The sequence below is a fragment of the Bradyrhizobium sp. genome (assembly GCF_036009065.1).
GTDB lineage: Bacteria > Pseudomonadota > Alphaproteobacteria > Rhizobiales > Xanthobacteraceae > Bradyrhizobium.
This window is the reverse complement of record NZ_DASYMN010000205.1, coordinates 1-20,373: the sequence shown is the minus strand read 5'-3', so window position 1 is coordinate 20,373 and position 20,373 is coordinate 1. Positions and strand designations below refer to the sequence as shown.

Sequence of the window (20,373 nt, the reverse complement as noted above, 5' to 3'; positions counted from 1 at the left end):
CCTGACGCTGCAGGCCGGCAAGTTCGCGGTGATGGATATTTTCGACGGCAACGCCTACGCCAAGGACACCCGCAAGGATTTCATCAACTGGTCGATGTGGGCGCCGGGCGCGTTCGACTATTCCGCCGACAAGGTCGGCCTGACCTATGGCGCCACCGCGGAATTCAACCAGAAGCAATGGGCGTTGCGGGCGGGCTATTTCCTGATGGTCGGCACGTCAAACGCCAACAATTTCGACATGCGGGTGTTTGAGCGCGGCAGCTATGTGCTCGAGCTGGAGACGCGCTATTCGCTGTTCTCGCTGCCCGGCAGGCTGCGCACCATCGGCTGGTTCAACAGCGCCTTCTCGGGAAGCTACCGGGAGACGCTGAACAACCACGCCCTCAACCTGGATATTGCGCAAACCCGCGAGGGCCGCATCAAGTATGGCTACGTCTTCAACCTCGAGCAGGCGCTGACCGACGACATCGGCCTGTTCGGCCGCTGGAGCTGGAACGACGGCAGGACCGAGATCATGTCCTTCACCGATATCGATGCCAGCCTTGCAACCGGCCTCTCGATCAAGGGCGCCCGCTGGGGACGGCCCGACGACGTGATCGGGGTAGGCGGCGCCATCAACGCGCTCTCGAAGGATCATCGCGACTTCATCGCGGCCGGCGGGCTCGGGGTGCTGATCGGCGACGGCGCGCTCAACTACCGGCGCGAGCGCATCTTCGAGGCCTATTACGCGTTCGCTCTCAACAAGCAGATCACGCTGACCGCGGACTATCAGTTCATCACCAACCCCGCCTACAACGCCGACCGCGGCCCGGTGTCGGTCTTTTCGGGCCGAATGCATGGCGAATTTTGATGTCTTGGCGTCCCCCCGCGCGGCAGCGCCTTTTCTTGCTTGCAAGTTCGTACCAATTTTGGTACGATGAGTAGAGTAATAGAGGATCGTGAAGCGCCTTCCCGCCTTCTTTTATGAATTGCCGTCCGGGCGTGTCCCGGTCCGCGAATGGATCAGGAGCCTTGATGCCGGCGACCGCAAGATAATCGGCGAGGACATCAAGGACGTGGAGTTCTCATGGCCTATCGGCATGCCCCTTGGTGCGAGCGCTAGGGCCAGGCCTCTGGGAAGTCCGTAGCAGCTTAACGCAAGGCCGCATCGCCCGCGTGCTGTTCTGCATCAACGAGGGGCAGATGATCTTGTTGCATGGCTTTATCAAGAAAACGCAGAAGACGCCGCAAAGCGATTTGAGTTTGGCGTTGAAGCGAAAGAAGGAGATCACATGACGAAGAAACAGAAGGGACGGATCGGATCCTCGTTCGATGACTTCCTGAAGGAAGAAGGCATCTACGAGGGTGTGACCGCACGCGCCATCAAGCGCGTGATCGCCCGTCAGCTCGATGCGCTCATGCAAGAGCAAGGCATCTCCAAAACCGAACTTGCCAAGAGCATGAAAACCAGCCGCGCTCAACTTGACCGGCTGCTCGACCCCGAGAACGAGTCCGTGACGCTTGGTACGCTCACACGCGCCGCGCAGGCGGTCGGGCGCAATTTGCGGATGGAATTGGTGTGACGTTAGATCGTAGGGTGGGCAAAGGCGCGCCTTCGCGCCGTGCCCACCACATCTGAATCGAGGAATGTGAGGGCGTGATGGTGGGCACGCTTCGCTCTGCCCACCCTACGACGCTTCACCCCGCCGGCGAGAACGACTCCGCCCGCGCCATCGCCCAGGCTTCCTTGAACCGGACGTCCTCCGTGCCGTCGAGCAGTTCGCCCGGCCGCAGCGACGGATACAGTTGCGCGAACGACTTCACATCGTTGCTGGCGACGCGTTTCGAGAAGTGGATCGGCCTTATGTCCTGCGGATGATCGAGGCCGGCGGCCGCGATCAGTTCGGCCAGCGCATGCAGCGTGGCGTGATGATAGTTGTAGACGCGGTCGGTCTTGAGCGGGACCGATAGCGCGCGGTTGCGCGACGGATCCTGCGTGGTCACGCCGGTTGGGCAGCGGTCGGTGTGGCAGCTCAGCGACTGGATGCAGCCCAGCGCGAACATGAAGCCGCGCGCCGAATTGCACCAGTCCGCGCCGAGCGCCATCGCGCGCGCGATGTCGAACGCGGTGGCGATCTTGCCCGAGACGCCGATCTTGACGCGGTCGCGGGCGTTGATGCCGATCAGCGCGTTGTGCACGAAATTGACGCCCTCCCGCATCGGCATGCCGAGATGATCCATGAATTCCAGCGGGGCCGCGCCGGTGCCGCCTTCGTTGCCGTCGACGACAATGAAGTCCGGATAGATTCCGGTCTGCAGCATCGCCTTGCAGATCGCCAAAAACTCCCATTTATGGCCGACGCAGAGCTTGAAGCCGGCCGGCTTGCCGCCGGACAGCCGCCGCATCTCGCCGATAAAGGCCATCATTTCCAGCGGCGTCGAGAATGCCTTGTGATAGGGCGGCGAGATGCAGTCCTCGCCCATCGCCACGCCGCGGATCTTTGAAATCTCTTCCGACACCTTGGCTGCCGGAAGCACGCCGCCATGACCGGGTTTGGCGCCCTGGCTGATCTTGAGCTCGACCATCTTGATCTGGTCGTCGGAAGCGATCCGGGCGAACTCCTCCGGATTGAACGTGCCGCCATGGCGGCTGCGGCAGCCGAAATAGCCCGACCCGATCTCCCAGATGATGTCGCCGCCGTTTTCGCGGTGATAGGGGCTGACGCCGCCCTCTCCGGTATCGTGCGCAAAGCCGCCCTTTTTCGCGCCGGCATTCAGGGCCCGCACCGCGTTCGGGCTGAGCGCGCCGAAACTCATCGCCGAGATATTGAACACCGAGGCCGAATACGGCTTGGCGCAATCGGGACCGCCGATGGTGATGCGGAATTGTTCGGTGGCATGCGGCCGCGGCGCCATCGAATGATGCATCCACTCGTAGCCCTCGGCGTAGATATTCTCCTGGGTGCCGAACGGCCGCTTGTCGAGCACCATTTTCGCGCGCTGATAGATCAGCGAGCGGGTGTCGCGGCTGAACGGCATGCCGTCCTTCTCGCTCTCGAAGAAATACTGCCGCATCTCGGGGCGGATTTCCTCGAGCAGGAAGCGGATATGCGCCGAGATCGGATAATTCCGTAACACCGCGTGATTTGGCTGCAGCAGGTCGCGAAAGCCGAGCAGCGACAGCCCGCCGAAGATCAGGATCGGGATGATGACGATATCGATGAGCTTGTGGTCATGTATCCCGATGCCGATCAGCAGCACCGTCACGACGCAGCAGATCGTCAGGACGATGAAGCGCGGCGAGAACGGAATCATCAACGTATCCATGGGACCCCTCGGGCAATTCGATTGCCGTGTTTTCTCGGCGCAGCTTACACCATCGGTTCTATTCTTACGCCCGAAAGACGACAACCGTTACGCGGCACCGTTTGTCGCAGTGCAGCGAAGATAGCTCAATGGCTGTGCGGACGCAGTTCGCCCGGAATACCACTTTGCTCCAGGCCGCCCCGCGCCAGCCAGGCGTCAGTGGTCCGGATCGCCCGCGCAATATGATCCTCAGTTCGCGAAAAGTCATAGGGCGAGCCGACCAGCGGGCACAGCGGCGGCACCACGAAGTGTTCGATTCCGGGATCGAGATTTTCCAGCTCATCCACCAACTGCCGCGCAATCAGCAGCGTCAATGCGTGCAGCGCGGTGGCGACTGCGCCTTTCGGCGGCTCTTGGGGCGCACAAGCATGTCCGGTCGGCAACACGATAAGGCGCCGCGCGCCTCGTGCGACGGCGATCCGGACCGGCGTGTTGCTCGAGACCGCGCCGTCGGCCAAATAGAGATCCTTGTACCTGACCGGGGCAAAGGCGCCGGGAATGGCGGTACTGGCGATAATTGCCTGCGCGAGCGGGCCTTCCGATAGCACGACGCTGTCGCCCGAAACGATATCGGTGGTGACGATGTGGAGGGGAAGCCTGGCGTCCTCGAGATTGCGATAGGGGATGTGATCGTCGACCAGCTTCCGGATACCGTCGTGCGGGATCAGGAAATCCCGCCGCCACAGGAAGCTAAGCACCGCTCGCATCGTGAGCGGGAATACATCCTGCCGTCGCAAACCGCGCCAGATCGTCTCCAGTTGCAACACACCCTTGAGCGTCGGATCGCCGGCATAATAGGCGCCGTTGATGGCGCCGACGCTGGAGCCGACCACCATGTCCGGGAAAATCCCGTGCGCGGCGAGCGAGTGCATCATGCCCACCTGAATGGCGCCAAAACTGCCTCCGCCGGCCAGCACGAAGGCGGTTTTCTTCAGGCCGGGGTCGGCTATGGACAAGGCGCGATCGCTCCCGCTGGCTGCCGCGCCGGAGCATGCTTCCCGCGCGAAGTTTTGCCGCGCTTATAACAGCCGGCCGCCGGGCGGCGGTATCAATCTGTCGTCATTCCGGGATGCGCCACTTGGCGCAGGCCCGGAATCCATAGTCCCTGTGCCGGCGTGTGGATGCTGGGGTTATGGATTCCGGGCTCGCTCGCTTTGCTCGCCCCCCGGAATGACGAATCTTCAGCGCTCGACGAACGCCTTTTCGATCACGAAATGGCCGGGCTCGTTGTGGCTGCCTTCGAGAAAGCCGCACGCCTCGAACATTCCGCGCAGTTCTTCCAGCATGCTGGGGCTGCCGCACATCATGATGCGGTCGGTCTCGATATCCAGCGGCGGCAGGCCGATGTCGTTGAACAATTGCTCGGAGGTGATCAGATCGGTGATGCGGCCGCGATTGCGGAACGGCTCGCGGGTCACGGTCGGGTAGTACACCAGTTTTTCCGCCAGCAGCGGTCCGAACAACTCGTCGTCGCGCAGCTTCGCGACCAGTTGTTCGCCATAGGCAAGTTCGGACACTTGGCGGCAGCCGTGGACCAGAACGATGGTTTCGAACCGTTCGTACACGTCCGGATCCTTGATCAGGCTCGCGAACGGCGCGAGGCCCGTCCCGGTCGACAGCAGCAGCAGCCGCTGGCCCGGCATCAGGTTGTCCGCAACCAGCGTGCCGGTCGCCTTGCGCCCGACCAGGATGGTGTCGCCTTCCCGAATCTTCTGCAGCCGCGAGGTCAGCGGGCCGTCGGCGACCTTGATCGAGAAAAATTCCAGTTCTGCCTCATGATTGGCGCTCGCCATGCTGTAGGCGCGCAGCAGCGGACGGCCATCGACATCGAGGCCGATCATCGCAAATTGCCCGTTTTGAAAACGAAAGCCGGAGTTGCGGGTAGCGGTGAAGCTGAACAGCGTATCGGTCCAATGCCGGACGGAAAGAACTTTCTCTCTATTGAGCGCGCTCATGTGTCTTCGTTTTCCCGTTTGCAGATTTTGTGAAACAACTCACTACGATGTTCGAAATAGTGAAAAACCCTTGGTACGATTGACGTTTTGTGGCCTTCCATGGACGCCGACATCACAGCTAGTCAAGAAGTTTTCTCGCGCAACTGCGCGCTGAGCATGGCAGCCGATTTATTTTCCGGATCTGGTCATCGCATCACACAGATGCCGCGCAAATTAACTTGCCGAAATTAGTCATGTTCCGGGAGACATTGCCCCTCATTGCGAGCAGCACTTGCGACGAAGCAATCCCCCACCCTAACCCTCCTCCGCAAGCGGGCAGGGTAATCGCATGTGTGAATCGAAGCGTGAACAAAGGTGAATCGTTGGACGAACATATCGACCAAAACCGTCGGCGATTCCTTATTTGTTCATGCACATGCGATTCCCCTACGCAAGCGGGGGAGGGAAGGGAGGGGGCTTCTGGATTGCTTCGCGGAGCCTGTCATCGGGCGGCGCTTCGCGCCGACCCGTTGGCTCGCAATGACGCTTGCTCCGCCGGAATCAACGCGTCTCGGACGAAATCTCGTCGTCGATTTCGACGGTCGCGTCGCTGGCCGCTCGCGGCAGCGCGGCGGCTGTGGGATCGACGACCACGGCCCAGTGCAGCGGTGCTTTCGCATGGTTACGCAGCAACCCGTGATGCACGAAGCGCCCTTCGGTGCTGCAGGCGTGGAGCGCCGCCAGCATCACGTCGGCGCTATTTCCGCGGCGGGCGTAGGGCAGAAAGATTTGCTCGATAGTGACCGGGCAGCCGTCGCGGTCGGACACCGGAATGATGCAATAGACCGGCAACTTGGTCCAAACGCAGGCGTCCCAGATCGGTTTTGCCGCCGCCGCCATGCAGGGATCCAGGCATTCGCTCAAGAGCCGCGACGACATCTTGGCATCATGTACCTGCTCAAGGCGTGGGCCGGCCTGCCGGCACAGATAGGCAAGTCTACCGCCCTCGCGTCTGACCTCGCTGATCGACAGGTCGGTCAAATCGCCGGCGCGTTCGTTGGGGACGAAATCCGAAAACTCGGGCAATTCGCGGGTTCCCCGCGCGCGGTGCCAGTCCCGCACCAGGCTGACATGCCGGATCGACCTGACGATGCTGACATGAGCTCTTTGAAAATGCATCGGCCGATCAATCCCGGTGCCGCAACTAAAGACAATGAGGGCGGGTCGAACCAGGAAAGCGCCGTCAAAAATCGATCCTGATTCGCGAATGCCGGGAAGCCTAACACGAAAATAATCGCAACGTCACGCGCGACGGCGCCCCGCAAATGCCTGCAGGGTTGCGCGCAATCTGGATCGCCGCCCGCGCATCCGCTAGGCTGTCGATTGCGGTTTCGACAGGATCGTTTTTTCCACTCAAACGCTACGGCGAGGCCTCGCAATGTCGGTCGTCGCAAGCGGCGGGATCAGAAATGCAGGGGAGCCAGCGAATATTCGTCAGCGCAGTGCAGAAATACTGCGCCGAGCACGGGATCGCGGTGGAAACGAGATCTCACGGCTGGCTGCTGGTCATGCGGAAGGGGCCAAGGCGGCACCTCGCTTACGGATATGATGTGGGATTGAACAGCGCGGTCACCCACCGCATCGCCAATGACAAGGCTGCAACGGCGGAGCTGCTGGAGATCGACGGCATTGCCTGCGTTCCGCATGCACTTTTTCTAAGTCCGGCACTGGGCGAATACATTCCCTCCACAGGATCATGGCAAGCGATGCTTGGTCTTCTCACGCAAAACCCCGACGCAATCGTCGTCAAGCCCAACGAGGGCACCAGCGGCAATTTGGTGTTCAAGGTTCGGGACAAACCAGCCCTGGAACGCGCGGTGAACGAGATTTTTTCCCTGAATCTGAACCTCGCCATTTCGCCGTATCTGCAGATCAAAAACGAAGTACGGGTAATCCTCGTCGACACCGTTCCAGTCATTGTCTACGGCAAGAGCCGTCCTTCGGTTACAGGGGACGGCGTGCACTCGATCCTGCAGCTGGCGCTTGCGACGATGCCCGCAGAACGCCTCTCGGCTATCTTGCCCCGCATGGTCGATGATCTCGATAGGGCAACCCTCGACACCGTTCTGCCTTCAGGCCAGTATCATGCATTGAACTGGCGGCACAATCTCGACTCAGGAGCAGAGCCGGTTCTGTTGCAGCAGGGAGCTGTGCGGGAGCGTTGCGTCGAGCTCGCGATAGCGGCGGCGAAAGCCACCGGCCTGCGATTCGGATCGATCGACGTCGTTGAGGTCGATAACGCCTGGAGGATTCTCGAAATCAATTCCGGCGTCGTGATGGAAGCATTGGGCAAAGTGCATCCGGACCTGGTTTACGCGGCTTACGCTGCCGCGCTCGACAAGGTTTTTGGCGAACCACACACTGAGGCGTCATCCTGAGAGGATGTGAATGTTACGTCATTGCGAGCCAACGGGTCGGCGCGAAGCGCCGCCCGATGACAGGCTCCGCGAAGCAATCCAGAAGCCACAGGGGAAGACTAGATTGCTTCGTCGCTTCGCTCCTCGCAATGACGAAGAGGTCGCGGCCACAAGCAATATGTCTGAGGAGCGCGCCCTTGCGCGCGTCTCGAAGGGTGGCCGCAGGCACTTGTGGCCCATCCTTCGAGGCTCGCTCGCAAGAGGCGGCGAGTACCTCAGGATGACGATTGCAAGGTTGCTCGGAAGGCCGGGCAATTGGCAACGTTCTCGTTGTGCAGTGAACGCCATCGGACTAGCGTCGCATTAACGCCAGGGAGGCAATGCCATGAACGACACCGTCAACCGCCAGATCCTGCTGGTCGAGAAACCAAGTGGAAAACTCGGCCCCGAACATTTCAAGATGTCAAAGGGCGGCATTCCCGAGCCGAAGGACGGCGAGGCATTGCTGCGCGTGCGCTATATCTCGCTCGACGCCGCCAACCGCGCCTGGATGCACGGCGCGACCTATCGCGCCGCGGTCGAGGCCAACACCGTGATGGCCGGCGGCGGCATCGCCGAAGTGGTGTCGTCGAAGGCGCCTGGCCTTAGCCCAGGCGATATCGTGTTCGGAGACACTGGCTGGCAGGATTTTGCCGCGGTGCCGGCAAAGCACTTGAGCAGGATGCCGCGCATGGAGCCGATGACGCATCTGCTCAGCGTCTACGGCATCGCCGGCCTCACCGCCTATTTCGGCCTGCTCGATGTCGGCAAGCCGAAAGCCGGCGAGACGGTGGTGGTTTCCGCCGCCGCAGGCTCGGTCGGATCGATCGTCGGCCAGATCGCCAAGATCAAGGGTTGCCATGTCGTCGGCATCGCCGGTGGCAAGGACAAGTGCCACTGGCTGACGAGCGAACTCGGCTTCGATGCCGCGGTCGATTACAAGGATGGTGCTACGTTCAAGGCGCTGAAGGCCGCGGCGCCGAAGGGCATCGACGTCTATTTCGACAATGTCGGCGGCGACATTCTCGAAGTCTGTCTCGCGCAGATGAACAACCGCGGCCGCATCGCCTGCTGCGGCGCGATCTCGCAATATGACGGCGCCCCGTCGGCGCACGGCCCGCGCGGCGTGCCCGGACTGATCGTGGTAAAACGCCTGATCATGCAGGGTTTTATCGTGATGGATTACATGGACCAGCGCGACAGCGCGCTGGCCGATCTGCAGTCATGGGTGAAAGCCGGCAAGCTGAAAGTGCAGGAAGACGTCATCAACGGGCTGGAGAACACGCCCGGCGCGCTGATCGGCCTGCTCGCCGGCGAGAACCGCGGCAAGCGCATGGTGAAGCTGTAAAATCTCGTGTCCTGGGCGCGATGCAGCGCGCCTCGCGCTGCATCGCAGAACCGGGATCGTACCAAACACCGGCGCTCGTTACGGCCCCGGCTCTGCAGCGCACCACGCCCTGAAGAGCTGGAACCAGAAGCCCCTGCGTTCCGTTTTCCTTGTCATGAAAATCATATTTCTGGACATCGACGGCGTCTTGAACAGCGACAACACGCCGAACCCGCGCAAGTTTCCCTAATCGTCGACAAGAAGCTGCTGGCGCGGCTCAAGAAGCTTCTCGAGCGAACCGGCGCAAAAGTCGTGCTCTCTTCGTCCTGGCGGTGCGACCCGGTCGGGCTGTTCGCCGCGAAACATTGGGGCGTGCCGTTCGTCGATACATGCCCCGACAAGCCGAGGAGTCCTCGCCGCAACGAAATGCTGGCGTGGCTGCGCGATCACCCCAGGGTGACGCGATACGCGGTAATCGACGACGAGGACGACGAACTGGACGACCTGCCGCTGTTCCAGCCTTCAGCCAAGACCGGCCTCACCATGGAGATCGTGCGGGCTGCGACAAAATATCTGAACGGCGAGAACGACGAGACCATGCGCGCCAGCGCCGTGGTCCGGCTGGGACAGAATATCCACTCGCTGTTCAAGCGGAATAAGAGCTAAAATGCTTGGTGCTGTCGGCGCCGCAAATCTTCACCTCTCCCCGTTGGGGAGAGGTCGACCGCGAAGCGGTCGGGTGAGGGGTTACGGATTAACGATAGAGCATAACCCCTCACCCGGATCACATCTGACGATGCGATCCGACCTCTCCCTGCGGGAGAGGTGAAGAACCGTGTGCGGGCGCTCGGCGAGGTCAAATCGCCTTGTCTTGGTAAAGCCCCTTGTCCCGCGCCCGGCAGATGGCCAAGGCCGCGAACACGTCGAGCGTCGGCGTAACTAGTCCCGCGGCCCGGGCGAAGGCCTGGGGCGCCCGCACCAGCGCATCGATTTCCATCGGGCGGCCGCGCTCATAGTCCTGCAGCAGCGAGGGCCTGTGAATGGGCGCCGCTCCGCTTCCGCGCGTGGCGTCAGGATAGCAACTGCGGGCGATGGACTGCGCCTCATCGAGCATGCGCGACACCACATCCTGCAGCGCCGGATCTTCAACCGCCGCCCGTGCCGTCTTCGCGGTGAGCATGCACAGCACCGATACGGACATGTTACTTATCAGCTTGGTCCAGATTGCCTCGCGAATCCGCGGCACCGCTGGCGACTGGATCAGCGCGCCGTCAAGCGCCGTCCTCAGCCGTTGAATGCGTTCGCCCGCGCGGTCGTCGCATTCGCCGACCAGCAGCATGTTGCGCTCAGGCGAGTCGTTCACGACAATGCCGGGCGCGGCAATTTCATTCGACGAAAAGATCACGCCGCCGACGATCCGCTGCGGCGAGACAGCGGCGCGCAATGGGCCACCGGGATCCAGAAACGCGAGGTCGGGAGGCGGCGGCTGATCCGGCGGCAGGCCGATATCGTACCACCAGGGAATGCCATTCTGGGCAAAGACCACCGCGGTATCATCGCAAAGCAGCGGCCGCAGACCCGCCGCCAGGCTACGCAAGCCCGTTGCTTTCAGCGTGCTGATGACAATATCCTGCGGACCAAGCGCAGCCGGATCGTCGGATGCTCTCACCCTTGCTGAAAACTCGGCGTTATCAACGCGAAGCGTCAAGCCCTTCGCCTTCACCGCCTCAAGATGCGGCCCGCGCATCACGCAGGACACATCATGTCCGGCAAGCGCCAGCCGCACCGCAAAATGGCTGCCGACCGCGCCCGCGCCGAAGATGCAGATTCGCATGAAGGTGAGGTCCTGATGTTCGACGATATGGAACGTAGTTTCCACGAGCAGATGCGGATGCGCAACCGTTCACGAGGTGCTAGAGGCCTTGCTGAGATAGCTAAAATCCTCTGTTCAAGGCATGATCATCTGCCGATCATCAGGAACCCGACGTGCCCCCTCACACCATCACCGAACCCGCACGCCAAGTCCCGCTATATGGCGAGTACGAAGTCGCCGTGCTCGGCGGCGGTCCCGCCGGCATCGCCGCAGCCGTTGCGTCCGCGCGCGCGGGGCGGCGCACGCTGCTGGTCGAGCGCTACGGCTCTCTCGGCGGCATGGGCACGGCGGCGGGGGTAACCAATTTCTGCGGACTGCATGCCAATGTTTATGGCGAGATGCGCCGCGTGGTGCAGGGCGTCGCGTCCGAATTGCTGGCGCGCATCGACCGGCTCGGCGGGCTCAACGCGCCGCACCTCATCCTTGGCAAAATCCTGGCACAGGCTTACGACACCGCGGCCTACAAGATCGCGGCCGACGATCTGCTTGGACATCACAAGGTGGACATCCTGTTCCACGCCCTCGGCGCCAGCGTGGTGATGCAGGACGAGCGTCGCATCAATGCGCTGATGGTCGAGACCAAGGCCGGGCGGCAGGCGGTGCGCGCGGAGGTTTTCATCGATTGCTCCGGCGACGGCGATCTCGCGGCATGGGCCGGCGCGCGCTTCGAGGTCGGCGACAACGCGGGAAGCATGCTGTATCCGTCGATGATGTTCCGCCTCAACGGCATCGATCCGGAAAAGGCCGGCGAGGCGTGGCGGACCATTCCGGCGCTGATGGAGCAGGCCGAGGCCGCCGGCACACATCATTTTCCGCGCAAGGCGGCGATCGTCCGGCCGCAGCGCTCGCAGATCGAGTGGCGGGTGAATTTTACCCAGCTCGCGCGCGAGGACGGGACTGCGATCAACGGCCTCGAGCCGGACCAACTCACGCGCGGCGAGATCGACGGGCGCAAGCAGGCCGTCGACGCCTTCAACTTCCTGCGCACGGTGCCGGGGTTCGAAAAATCTTACATCGTCGACCTGCCGCCGCAGCTCGGTATCCGCGAAACCAGGCGGGTGGTCGGCGGCATCATGCTCGGCGGCGAGGACGTGCTCGGCTGCGCTTCATTCGAGGATTCGATCGGCGTCAATGGCTGGCCGATGGAGAGCCACGTCGCCGGCGACGTGATCTTCAAGTTTCCGCCGATCCCGGAATCGCGCGGTTTCAACGAACTGCCGTATCGCATGCTGACGCCCGAGGGCATCGACAATTTGCTGGTGGCGGGGCGCTGCGCGTCGATGACCCATGACGGCCAGTCCGCGGCGCGGGTGTCCGGCGCGTGTTTTGCCATGGGCGAAGCCGCCGGCACCGCGGCGGCGCTGGCGCTCGGCGGCAACACGATTCCGCGCGACATTGCGGTGGATAAATTGCAAAACCAACTCAGACAGCAAGGGGCCTTTCTCGGCCAGGATCAAAAGGTCCCCGAAGGCCTGTAGGCAATAAACGGAGGAAACCAATGACGACGCACCAACCGCGCGGCGGCGCTTGGCCGGGATTTTCGCGGCGTGCCTTCGCCACTTTGCTTGCGGTGGCGACGACCTTGGTGGCGCCATCGCACGGCTGGTCCCAAACCGCGCTGAAGGCAAAGGTCGGCGTGCTCCGGCTGTCGTCGTCGGCGCCGGTGTTCATCGCGCAGGACAAGGGCTACTTCAAGGAAGCCGGCCTCGACATCGAACTGAAATTCTTCGACGCCGCGCAGCCGATCGCGGTCGCGGTGACCTCGGGCGATGTCGATTTCGGCGTCACCGCGTTTACCGCCGGCCTCTATAATCTCGCCGGCAAAGGCACCTTAAAAGTGATCGGCGGCATGAGCCGCGAGAAGGCGGGCTATCCGCTGATCGGATATTTTGCCAGCAACAACGCCTACGCCGCGGGACTGAAGACGCCGAAGGATCTCGCCGGCAAGCGCATCGCGGTGACGCAGGTCGGATCGAGCTTTCACTATTCGCTCGGACTGCTCGCGGACAAATACGGCTTCAAGCTGAGCGACGTCAAAGTGCTGCCGCTGCAGTCGCTGTCGAATGCCGCGGCCGCCCTGAAAGGCGAAACGGTCGATGCCGCGCTGCTGCCGGTCTCCACCGCGCGCACGCTGATGGATGCCGATGGCGCCAAACTGCTGGGTTGGGTTGGCGACGAGACGCCGTGGCAGCTCGGCGCGGTGTTCGCATCGCCGAAGACGCTGGCTGACAAATCGCTGGTCACAAAATTCCTCGGCGTGCTGGCGCGCGCCGACCGCGAATATCACGACGTGATCCTGTCCGCGGTCGCCGACGGCAAGGCGCCGATCAACGACAAGACAAAGCCGCTGCTGGAGATCATCGCTAAATACACCAATTTGCCGGTCGAGCAGGTGGTCGGCAACTGCGCCTATATCGATCCCGATGGAAAACTCGACGTCAGGAACGTCGGCAACCAGATCGCCTGGCTGCAGGAACAGGGATTCGTTGACAAGGGATTTGGTGCCGACGCGATCATTGCCAGTGAATATGTGAAGCCGGACTAATTCGTTCATGGATCTGATCGCCGACCATATCAGTCACCGCTTCGGAACACTTGAGGTTCTTGACGACGTATCCTTTACGATAAGCTCCGGCGAAGTCGTCGCGATCGTCGGTCCGTCCGGCTGCGGCAAGAGCACGTTACTGTCGATACTCGGCGGCTTGCTGCAACCGAGCTCCGGCCAAGCCGAACTGCGCGGCGCGCCGCCGCCTGATAGCCTCAACCCGCTGACATTCGTATTTCAGGATTTTGCGCTGCTGCCGTGGTGTACGGTCGAGGAGAACGTCGAATTCGTTTTGCTCCACACCGGCCTGCCCACCGTCGAGCGCAGCGCCATCGTCAGCGATGCCCTCTGCCGCACCGGCCTCACCGATTTTCGCGGCGCCTGGCCGAAGCAACTTTCCGGCGGCATGCGGCAGCGCGTCGGCATCGCCCGCGCGCTCGCGGTACGGCCGGCGATCCTTCTGATGGACGAACCGCTGTCGGCGCTGGATTCGCAAACCCGCGAACTGCTGATGGAGGATTTTATCGGCTTGCTCGCCGACGGCGCCATGGGCGCGGCCTACGTGACGCACAATCTCGAAGAAGCCGTTCGCCTCGCCGACCGCATCGTCGTGCTGTCGCGCCGCCCCGGAAAGGTCCGGGAGGTCGTCAGCATCCCCCTCACCCGCGCCGAGCGCGGGGACATCAATGCCCGAGGCCAGTTGCTCGCGTTGCAGAGCGAGCTCTGGTCGCTGATTCGCGCGGAAGCGATCGACGCCGAGCGCGAGGTCCAGCATGCTTGAGCGCCCCAAAAACGCCCAAGGTTCGCCGCAACAGGATCGCAAGGCCGAAAGGCGGCCGGTGGCGTTTCGCGGCGCAGGCTTTTCCCCGAAAGCCGGCCGCTATTCGGGCTGGATAGCCATCATGCTGGCGATCGGGCTTTGGCAACTGGCCGGCAGCGCCGGCTGGGTCAACGCGTTGTTTCTTCCGACGCCGCTCGCGATCGCGCGCGCGATCTATCAGCTCGCAATCTCAGGCGCGCTCTGGCACCACGTGTCGGTTTCGGTCATGCGGATCGGGACCGGATGGATCCTCGGAACGATTGCCGGCGTCATCGTCGGCTTCGCCATCGGGCTGTCGAGCCTTACGCGCGGCGTCGGTATCACCTTCATCTCGGCGCTGTTTCCGATTCCGAAAATCGCGCTGCTGCCGCTGTTGATCCTGTGGCTCGGCATCGGCGAGGAGCCGAAGATCGCCACCATCGCGCTCGGCGTGTTCTTTTCCACCGCAATCTCGGTCTATAGCGGCGTCGACCAGGTGCCGCGCAACCTGATCCGCATGGCGCAGAGTTTCAACGTGCCGTTTCCGACCATCGTACGCCACGTGATCTGGCCGGGGGCGCTGCCCTCGATCCTCGCCGGCTTCCGCATCACCGCCTCGGTCGCATTGCTGCTGGTGGTCAGCGCCGAGATGATCGGCGCCGAATTCGGCATCGGCGCCTTCGTGCTGCAGGCCGGCAATCTGATGCAGACCGATCAACTGCTGGCGGGCGTCGTCATTCTCTCGCTGTTCGGCCTCGCGGTCGGACGCCTGATCAATCTATTGGAAACACGCCTGCTGCACTGGCGCTGAGAGCGAACCGTCATGCCCGGCCTTGTGCCGGGCATCCACGTCTTACTTTTGGTGACTAAAGACGTGGATGGCCGGGTCAAGCCCGGCCATGACGAAGAAGAGCTAAAAGAAGTCCTTAGGGTGGGCTCGACGTGCAAATAGACCCGCGACTTGACCCGCCCCGGCGCCTCATCGATCATGGGATTGGCCGAGGGAGGGCACCATGCCGCTTGTCGAGAACAAGACCAAACTGAAGCTGAAGAACAACCAACTGGCGCTTGGCTTTGGCGTCCATCATCTGCGCACCAGCGCGACCGCGATGCTTGCGGCGGCGGCCGATCACGACTGGCTGTTCATCGACATGGAGCACGGCGCCCATTCGGTGCACGAGGCGGCGCAGCTCTGCATCGCGGCGTTGCCGACCGGCGTCACGCCGATCGTGCGCATCTGCGCCGGCGCGCTCGACGAAGGCACCCGCTGCCTCGACAACGGCGCGCTCGGTGTGATCGTGCCGCATGTCGACACGGCGGAGCGGGGCGAGGAAATCGCCCGCGCGTTCCGCTATCCACCGCTCGGGACACGTTCATGGGGTGGCCCGCCGGCGCCCTACGGTTTCCGCGCGCCCGGCAATGCCGAGGCGCAGGCCGCGCTCAACGAGGCGGTGCTGGTGGTCGGGATGATCGAAAGCCCGCAAGCGGTCGGCAACGCGCAGGCCATCGCCGCCGTCGATGGCGTAGATTGCCTGCTGATCGGCACCTCCGATCTTACTGCCGAGATGGGCATCCCAGGGCAGATCGATCACCCGCGCGTCGTCGAGGCTTATGACAAGGTCGGTGCTGCCTGCCGCGCCAGCGGCAAGGCGCTGGGAATGGGCGGCGTCTACGACAAGGAGATCGCGAGCCGCTACATCAAGGCAGGCGCCCGCATGGTGCTGTCGGGCTCGGACCACACCTATCTGCTGGCGGGCGCGACCGCACGCTCGGAAGTTTTACGCGAGGCAGTGTGAAGCTTCGGCTGATCCGCTTCTGCCGTGCGCGGATGTATCGCGTTTCCCATTGATCGAAGCCCTGATACTATGAGCGCAACACGAAGCCTAAAGGCTCGCCATCGAAAGGGAGACGACGCATGCCACGGACATTCGCAAGCGTAACGGGCGCCGCGGCGCTGGCTGGTTTGGTTGCAGCGCTTTCGGCGCCCGCGATGGCACAATATCCCGATCGCCCGATCAAGATGATCGTGCCCTGGGCCGCGGGCGGCGATACCGACAACATCTTCCGGCCATTCGCCGCCGAATTCCAGAAACACCTCGGCCAGCCGGTGGTGATCGCCAATGTCAGCGGCGCATCCGGCACCGTCGGCGCCCGCGAGGCCAAGACTGCGGCGCCCGACGGCTATACGGTTTACGCGGTGCACGACTATATCCATCTGACGTTCTATGCGGGCATCAGCGACGTCAAATACAGCGACTTCGAGCCGATCTGCCTGGTTGCGGCGACGCCCTCGGTGCTGACCGCAAGCGCCAAAACGCCCTGGAAGAACTGGCAGGAGCTCACCGAGGACGCCAAGAAGCGGCCGGGCGAGATCACGGTCGGCGCCACGCTCGGCTCGACCAGCCATATCTTCCCGGCCATGGTCGAAAAGGCGGCCGGCCTGAAATTCAAATACGTGTCCTATGACGGCCTGGCGCCGCGGATGAACGCGCTGCTCGGCGGCCATATCAACCTGACCGACTCCAACCTGACGCAGAAGGGCAAGGTCGAAGCCGGCCTGCTGCGCTTCATCGCGATCGCCAGCGAGAAGCGCGATCCGGAATCGCCGGACGTGCCGACGCTCAAGGAGCTCGGCATGAACATCGTGTATGAAGTGGTGCGCGGCATCCTGGTCCCCAAGGGCACGCCGGCGCCGGCGCGCGCCAAGCTCGAGGAGGCCTGCACCAAGGCGACCTCGGAGCCAAGCTTCGCCCAGGCCATGAAGCTGCAGGGGACGCGCGTCGCTTATCTCAATGCCAACGACTACGCGGCGTTCCTCACCAAGATCGACGGCGAGAACAAGACCGTGATGACCGATCTCGGCCTGATCAAGAAATGAGCATCGGCCGCGACGGAATTGCCGGGATGGTCCTGCTCGCGATCAGCCTGGTCCTGCTGGTCCAGTCGTTCCAGCTTCCGTCCCTGCCCATCGTTCCGGTCGGGCCGGGCTTTTACCCGGCCATCGTGCTGTCCTTCATGGCGGCCGCGAGCGCGCTGCTGGTGGTGCAAGACGTCATCAAACACCGCGCGCCGGCGGAAGCCGGCGTCAGCGATACGCCACGGCGCAACTATCGTCTGGTCGTGGCCGCGTTCGCGATCGTCGGCGCCTATGTGGCGCTGCTGCCGCTGCTCGGCTATCGCCTCGCCACGGTCCTCTTCGTCGGCGGGCTGCAGGCCGCGCTGGACCGGCCGAAATCGGCGCGGCAATGGGCGGTGCTCACCGCAATTGCGCTTGGCACCGCGCTGGTGAGCTATCTGGTCTTCGAACGCTACCTGCTGGTGCTGCTGCCACGCGGCGCGTGGACGGGGTTCTAGATGCTCGATTTGCTCTGGAACGGCCTCGTCAACATCGCCCAGTGGAAATACATGTTGCCGCTGTTTGCCGGCACCTTCATCGGCGTGATCGGCGGGTCGCTGCCGGGCGTCACCATCACCATGACGGTGATCGTGGTGCTGCCGTTCACCTACGGGCTCGATCCGCTGGCGGGCCTTGCGGCGATGACCGGCGTCTATGTCGGCGGCTCGACCGGCGGCCTGATCGCCTGCTGTCTGCTCGGTATCCCCGGCTCGCCGGCCTCGATCGCTACCACCTTTGACGGCTTTCCGATGGCGCGCAACGGCGAGCCGGGCCGCGCCATCTGGCTTGGCGTCTGGGCGTCGGTGTGGGGCGGGCTGCTCGGTGCGCTGTTCCTGGTGTTCCTCACCGGCCCGCTCGCGGCAATCGCGCTGGAATTCGGGCCGTGGGAATACTTCTCGCTGTTCGTGCTCGCGATGGCGATGGTGGCGGGGCTCACCGAATCCTCGCTGCTCAAGGGGCTGCTCTCGACCGCTATCGGGCTGTTGATCACGGTGGTAGGCCACGATCCGATCGCCAGCGTGCCGCGCTTCACCTTCGGCTCCGAGTTCATCGGCGGCGGATTCCCGTTCCTGCCCGTGCTGATCGGCATCTTTGCGTTTGCGCAGATCATGACCGATCTGGAGAAGCTGAATCTGCCACGCGGCCAGGCGGTGGAATCGCTCGCCGGCATCAAGCTCGAGCGCTTCTCGCACCTGAAGGTGAACTGGGAGATTTTCCGGCAGCCGTTCCAGTTGCTCTGGGCAACCATCGTCGGCCTGATCATCGGTATCCTGCCGGCGATCGGCGGCAGCGCGTCGAGCGTGATGGCCTATGACCAGGCCAAGAAATTCTCGAAAACGCCGGAGCGCTTCGGCAAGGGCCACCCCGAGGGAATCATCGCGTCGGAAGCCTCGAACAACGCCAATGTCAGCGGCTCGCTGATGACCATCATGGCGTTCGGCATTCCCGGCGACGCGGTCACCGCCGTGATGCTCGGCGCAATGACGATCCACGGCATTCAGTCGGGCCCGCTGTTCATCTCGCAAAACCCCGACATCGCCTATGGCATCTATGCGGCCTACATCCTGGCGCACCCCTGCATGCTGCTGATCTGCGTCGTGCTGATGCCGCTGATGATGCGCGTAACCTCAGTCCGGATGGCGGTGCTGGCGCCGGTCGTGCTGGTGCTCTGCGTCGTCGGCGCCTACGCGCTCAACAACACGATGCAGAGCGTCTATGTGCTCTTGCTGTTCGGCGTCGTCGGCTATGGGCTGGTCAAGCTCGGCTTTCCCCTTGCGCCGCTGATCCTGGGGCTGATTCTCGGTGACCAGATCGAGATCAACCTGGTACGCGCGATCATGACCGACGGAAATCCGTGGCTGTTCCTGACGCGGCCGATCTCCGGCGGCCTGCTGCTGGCGGCAGTGCTGTCGGTCGGGCTCGCCATCTGGCAGCATTTGCGTCACCAGAATCGGGTGATCGAGGAAGAGCCCGATTTTTGAACCGAGGTCCCGATGGTAAGCCCGGATAAACGCTCACGACCCGAATTGCGGATTGCGGTTGCCGGGTTGGGAGCAATTGGAGCCAAAGTCGTAGAAGCGCTGGACCGGGGAATAGATGGATTGGTACTGACCGCAGTGTCGGTGCAAAATCCGGAAAAGCATCGAAGCCGGCTGGCAAATTTGACAACACCGCCTGCCGTCCTGCCGATCGAGGCGCTCGTCGAGCTTGCCGACATTGTGATCGAATGCGCCCCGAGCACGCTCGTCAGGTCAATCGTTGCGCCGTTTGTGGGATGTGGAAAGACCGCGGTCGTGCTTAGCGCCGGTGCGCTTCTCGACCACGACGACCTCATTGAACTTGCCAAGCAAAATGGCGGTCAGATTGTGGTACCCACGGGCGCGCTGATCGGTCTCGACGCCGTGACCGCCGCCGCGGTCGGGAAAATCCATTCGGTTCGGATGGTGACCCGCAAGCCGGTTCGGGGACTCGCCGGCGCTCCCTATATCGTCGAAAACAACATCGACATCGAACAAATCACCGGACCGCTGAAAATATTCGACGGTAGCGCACGCGAGGCGGCAAAAGGATTTCCGGCAAATGTAAATGTTGCCGCCGCACTGTCGCTTGCCGGGATAGGTCCCGATCAAACGAAAATCGAGATTTGGGCAGATCCCGCATTGACGCGCAACGTGCATCGGATCGAGGTGGAATCCGATTCCGCCCGCTTTTCCATGTCGATCGAAAATGTTCCATCAGAAAACCCAAAGACGGGTCTCATCACCGCGCTCTCGGTCATTGCCTGTCTTCGCAAGCTGCGCGCCTCGCTCCGCATCGGAACATGAACAAGCCGTAGGTGGGCAAAGGCGCTTCTTGCGCCGTGCCCACCATCCATACACACCTTCGTCATCCTGAGGTGCTCGCCGTTCTTCACGGCGAGCCTCGAAGGATGGGTCACAAGCGCGTGTGGCCATCCTTCGAGACGCGCGCAAGAGCGCGCTCCTCAGAGTGACGGCGGCGTGTGTGCGGCGATTCAAGGATGGTGGGCACGCCACCGGACGCTTTCGCGCCCGGTGACTTTGCCCACCCTTGTATAAGCGCGAGAGATTATACTGGCGTCGTTCCCTGAGGAATGGCCCGGTTCGGGTGGCCGCCCGAACCGGGTCGCCGATCGATCGGATCGATGCCCACCGAAGCCTTTAGGGCTCTAGTCGTAGC

General features: G+C 62.7%; 20 protein-coding genes. 15 read left to right on the top strand and 5 right to left on the bottom strand.

The window, feature by feature from the left end; genetic code table 11:
- From VGP39_RS12785 to VGP39_RS12775, 3 genes are all read left to right on the top strand, one after another.
- Positions 1–850, top strand: an 850-nt coding sequence (locus tag VGP39_RS12785; RefSeq protein ID WP_327568478.1) for a carbohydrate porin, incomplete at its 5' end; no start/stop codon positions are given.
- A 239-nt stretch (positions 851–1,089) separates the two neighbouring features.
- Entirely contained in the window at positions 1,090–1,275 is a 186-nt protein-coding gene (locus VGP39_RS12780; RefSeq protein ID WP_327568480.1) for a type II toxin-antitoxin system RelE/ParE family toxin, read from the top strand.
- On the top strand, positions 1,272–1,562 hold the full coding sequence (locus VGP39_RS12775) for a helix-turn-helix transcriptional regulator (RefSeq protein WP_327568477.1): 291 nt from the start codon (positions 1,272–1,274) through the stop codon (positions 1,560–1,562). Before VGP39_RS12780 ends, VGP39_RS12775 begins: the two co-directional genes overlap by 4 nt.
- Positions 1,563–1,677: 115 nt before the next feature.
- Here the strand turns inward: VGP39_RS12775 and VGP39_RS12770 are convergent, their stop codons facing one another.
- From VGP39_RS12770 to VGP39_RS12755, 4 genes are all read right to left on the bottom strand, one after another.
- Entirely contained in the window at positions 1,678–3,306 is a 1,629-nt protein-coding gene (locus tag VGP39_RS12770; RefSeq protein WP_327568476.1) for an FMN-binding glutamate synthase family protein, read from the bottom strand.
- Positions 3,307–3,431: 125 nt separating this feature from the next.
- Positions 3,432–4,301: a patatin-like phospholipase family protein gene (locus tag VGP39_RS12765; protein WP_327568475.1), complete on the bottom strand. Its 870-nt coding sequence runs from the start codon at positions 4,299–4,301 to the stop codon at positions 3,432–3,434.
- A 225-nt stretch (positions 4,302–4,526) separates the two neighbouring features.
- Positions 4,527–5,300 (bottom strand): ferredoxin--NADP reductase, encoded by a 774-nt coding sequence (locus VGP39_RS12760; RefSeq protein WP_327568474.1) that lies wholly within the window; start codon positions 5,298–5,300, stop codon positions 4,527–4,529.
- A 540-nt stretch (positions 5,301–5,840) separates the two neighbouring features.
- The gene (locus VGP39_RS12755; protein ID WP_327568473.1) at positions 5,841–6,458 is read right to left on the bottom strand and encodes a PAS domain-containing protein; all 618 of its coding nucleotides are present in this window, start codon (positions 6,456–6,458) and stop codon (positions 5,841–5,843) included.
- Between the two features lie 290 nt (positions 6,459–6,748).
- Between VGP39_RS12755 and VGP39_RS12750 the strand changes: the two genes are divergently transcribed.
- The 3 genes from VGP39_RS12750 (at position 6,749) to VGP39_RS12740 (ending at position 9,728) form a co-directional block, all read left to right on the top strand.
- Positions 6,749–7,717, top strand: coding sequence for a RimK-like protein (locus tag VGP39_RS12750; RefSeq protein WP_327568472.1), 969 nt, complete (start codon positions 6,749–6,751; stop codon positions 7,715–7,717).
- 364 nt (positions 7,718–8,081) lie between these two features.
- Positions 8,082–9,083 (top strand): NADP-dependent oxidoreductase, encoded by a 1,002-nt coding sequence (locus tag VGP39_RS12745; RefSeq protein ID WP_327568471.1) that lies wholly within the window; start codon positions 8,082–8,084, stop codon positions 9,081–9,083.
- 6 nt (positions 9,084–9,089) lie between these two features.
- Entirely contained in the window at positions 9,090–9,728 is a 639-nt protein-coding gene (locus VGP39_RS12740; RefSeq protein WP_327568470.1) for an HAD domain-containing protein, read from the top strand.
- 190 nt (positions 9,729–9,918) lie between these two features.
- On the opposite strand, the gene VGP39_RS12735 is transcribed toward VGP39_RS12740, so the two are convergent.
- Complete coding sequence (locus tag VGP39_RS12735) at positions 9,919–10,941, bottom strand: 2-dehydropantoate 2-reductase (protein WP_414644652.1); 1,023 nt, start codon at positions 10,939–10,941, stop codon at positions 9,919–9,921.
- A 107-nt stretch (positions 10,942–11,048) separates the two neighbouring features.
- On the opposite strand from VGP39_RS12735, the gene VGP39_RS12730 reads away from it, so the two are divergent.
- The 9 genes from VGP39_RS12730 (at position 11,049) to VGP39_RS12690 (ending at position 20,000) form a co-directional block, all read left to right on the top strand.
- Positions 11,049–12,413 carry an FAD-dependent oxidoreductase gene (locus tag VGP39_RS12730; protein WP_327568469.1) on the top strand — a complete coding sequence of 455 codons (1,365 nt, stop codon included), beginning with the start codon at positions 11,049–11,051 and terminating at the stop codon, positions 12,411–12,413.
- A 20-nt stretch (positions 12,414–12,433) separates the two neighbouring features.
- Positions 12,434–13,480, top strand: a complete 1,047-nt coding sequence (locus tag VGP39_RS12725) for an ABC transporter substrate-binding protein (RefSeq protein ID WP_327568468.1) — start codon at positions 12,434–12,436, stop codon at positions 13,478–13,480.
- A 7-nt stretch (positions 13,481–13,487) separates the two neighbouring features.
- A complete protein-coding gene (locus VGP39_RS12720; protein ID WP_327568467.1) occupies positions 13,488–14,261 on the top strand; it encodes an ABC transporter ATP-binding protein in 774 nt (257 codons plus the stop codon).
- 58 nt (positions 14,262–14,319) lie between these two features.
- Positions 14,320–15,090, top strand: a complete 771-nt coding sequence (locus VGP39_RS12715; protein WP_414644653.1) for an ABC transporter permease — start codon at positions 14,320–14,322, stop codon at positions 15,088–15,090.
- Between the two features lie 202 nt (positions 15,091–15,292).
- Complete coding sequence (locus tag VGP39_RS12710) at positions 15,293–16,075, top strand: HpcH/HpaI aldolase family protein (protein WP_327568465.1); 783 nt, start codon at positions 15,293–15,295, stop codon at positions 16,073–16,075.
- Between the two features lie 119 nt (positions 16,076–16,194).
- Positions 16,195–17,157: a tripartite tricarboxylate transporter substrate binding protein gene (locus tag VGP39_RS12705; RefSeq protein ID WP_327568464.1), complete on the top strand. Its 963-nt coding sequence runs from the start codon at positions 16,195–16,197 to the stop codon at positions 17,155–17,157.
- Positions 17,154–17,633: a tripartite tricarboxylate transporter TctB family protein gene (locus VGP39_RS12700; RefSeq protein WP_327568463.1), complete on the top strand. Its 480-nt coding sequence runs from the start codon at positions 17,154–17,156 to the stop codon at positions 17,631–17,633. The genes VGP39_RS12705 and VGP39_RS12700 overlap by 4 nt, the downstream gene beginning before the upstream one ends.
- Positions 17,634–19,157, top strand: a complete 1,524-nt coding sequence (locus tag VGP39_RS12695; RefSeq protein ID WP_327568462.1) for a tripartite tricarboxylate transporter permease — start codon at positions 17,634–17,636, stop codon at positions 19,155–19,157.
- A 12-nt stretch (positions 19,158–19,169) separates the two neighbouring features.
- Positions 19,170–20,000, top strand: coding sequence for an aspartate dehydrogenase (locus tag VGP39_RS12690; RefSeq protein WP_327568461.1), 831 nt, complete (start codon positions 19,170–19,172; stop codon positions 19,998–20,000).
- The last annotated feature ends 373 nt before the right edge of the window (positions 20,001–20,373 follow it).

Excerpts from the sequence above, each read along its gene's own strand:
- VGP39_RS12775 (WP_327568477.1), top strand. The coding sequence starts at position 1,272 with ATGACGAAGAAACAGAAGGGACGGATCGGATCCTCGTTCGATGACTTC.
- VGP39_RS12770 (WP_327568476.1), bottom strand. The coding sequence starts at position 3,306 with ATGGATACGTTGATGATTCCGTTCTCGCCGCGCTTCATCGTCCTGACG.
- VGP39_RS12760 (WP_327568474.1), bottom strand. The coding sequence starts at position 5,300 with ATGAGCGCGCTCAATAGAGAGAAAGTTCTTTCCGTCCGGCATTGGACC.
- VGP39_RS12755 (WP_327568473.1), bottom strand. The coding sequence starts at position 6,458 with ATGCATTTTCAAAGAGCTCATGTCAGCATCGTCAGGTCGATCCGGCAT.
- VGP39_RS12750 (WP_327568472.1), top strand. The coding sequence starts at position 6,749 with ATGCAGGGGAGCCAGCGAATATTCGTCAGCGCAGTGCAGAAATACTGC.
- VGP39_RS12745 (WP_327568471.1), top strand. The coding sequence starts at position 8,082 with ATGAACGACACCGTCAACCGCCAGATCCTGCTGGTCGAGAAACCAAGT.
- VGP39_RS12725 (WP_327568468.1), top strand. The coding sequence starts at position 12,434 with ATGACGACGCACCAACCGCGCGGCGGCGCTTGGCCGGGATTTTCGCGG.
- VGP39_RS12720 (WP_327568467.1), top strand. The coding sequence starts at position 13,488 with ATGGATCTGATCGCCGACCATATCAGTCACCGCTTCGGAACACTTGAG.
- VGP39_RS12710 (WP_327568465.1), top strand. The coding sequence starts at position 15,293 with ATGCCGCTTGTCGAGAACAAGACCAAACTGAAGCTGAAGAACAACCAA.
- VGP39_RS12705 (WP_327568464.1), top strand. The coding sequence starts at position 16,195 with ATGCCACGGACATTCGCAAGCGTAACGGGCGCCGCGGCGCTGGCTGGT.
- VGP39_RS12700 (WP_327568463.1), top strand. The coding sequence starts at position 17,154 with ATGAGCATCGGCCGCGACGGAATTGCCGGGATGGTCCTGCTCGCGATC.
- VGP39_RS12695 (WP_327568462.1), top strand. The coding sequence starts at position 17,634 with ATGCTCGATTTGCTCTGGAACGGCCTCGTCAACATCGCCCAGTGGAAA.
- VGP39_RS12690 (WP_327568461.1), top strand. The coding sequence starts at position 19,170 with ATGGTAAGCCCGGATAAACGCTCACGACCCGAATTGCGGATTGCGGTT.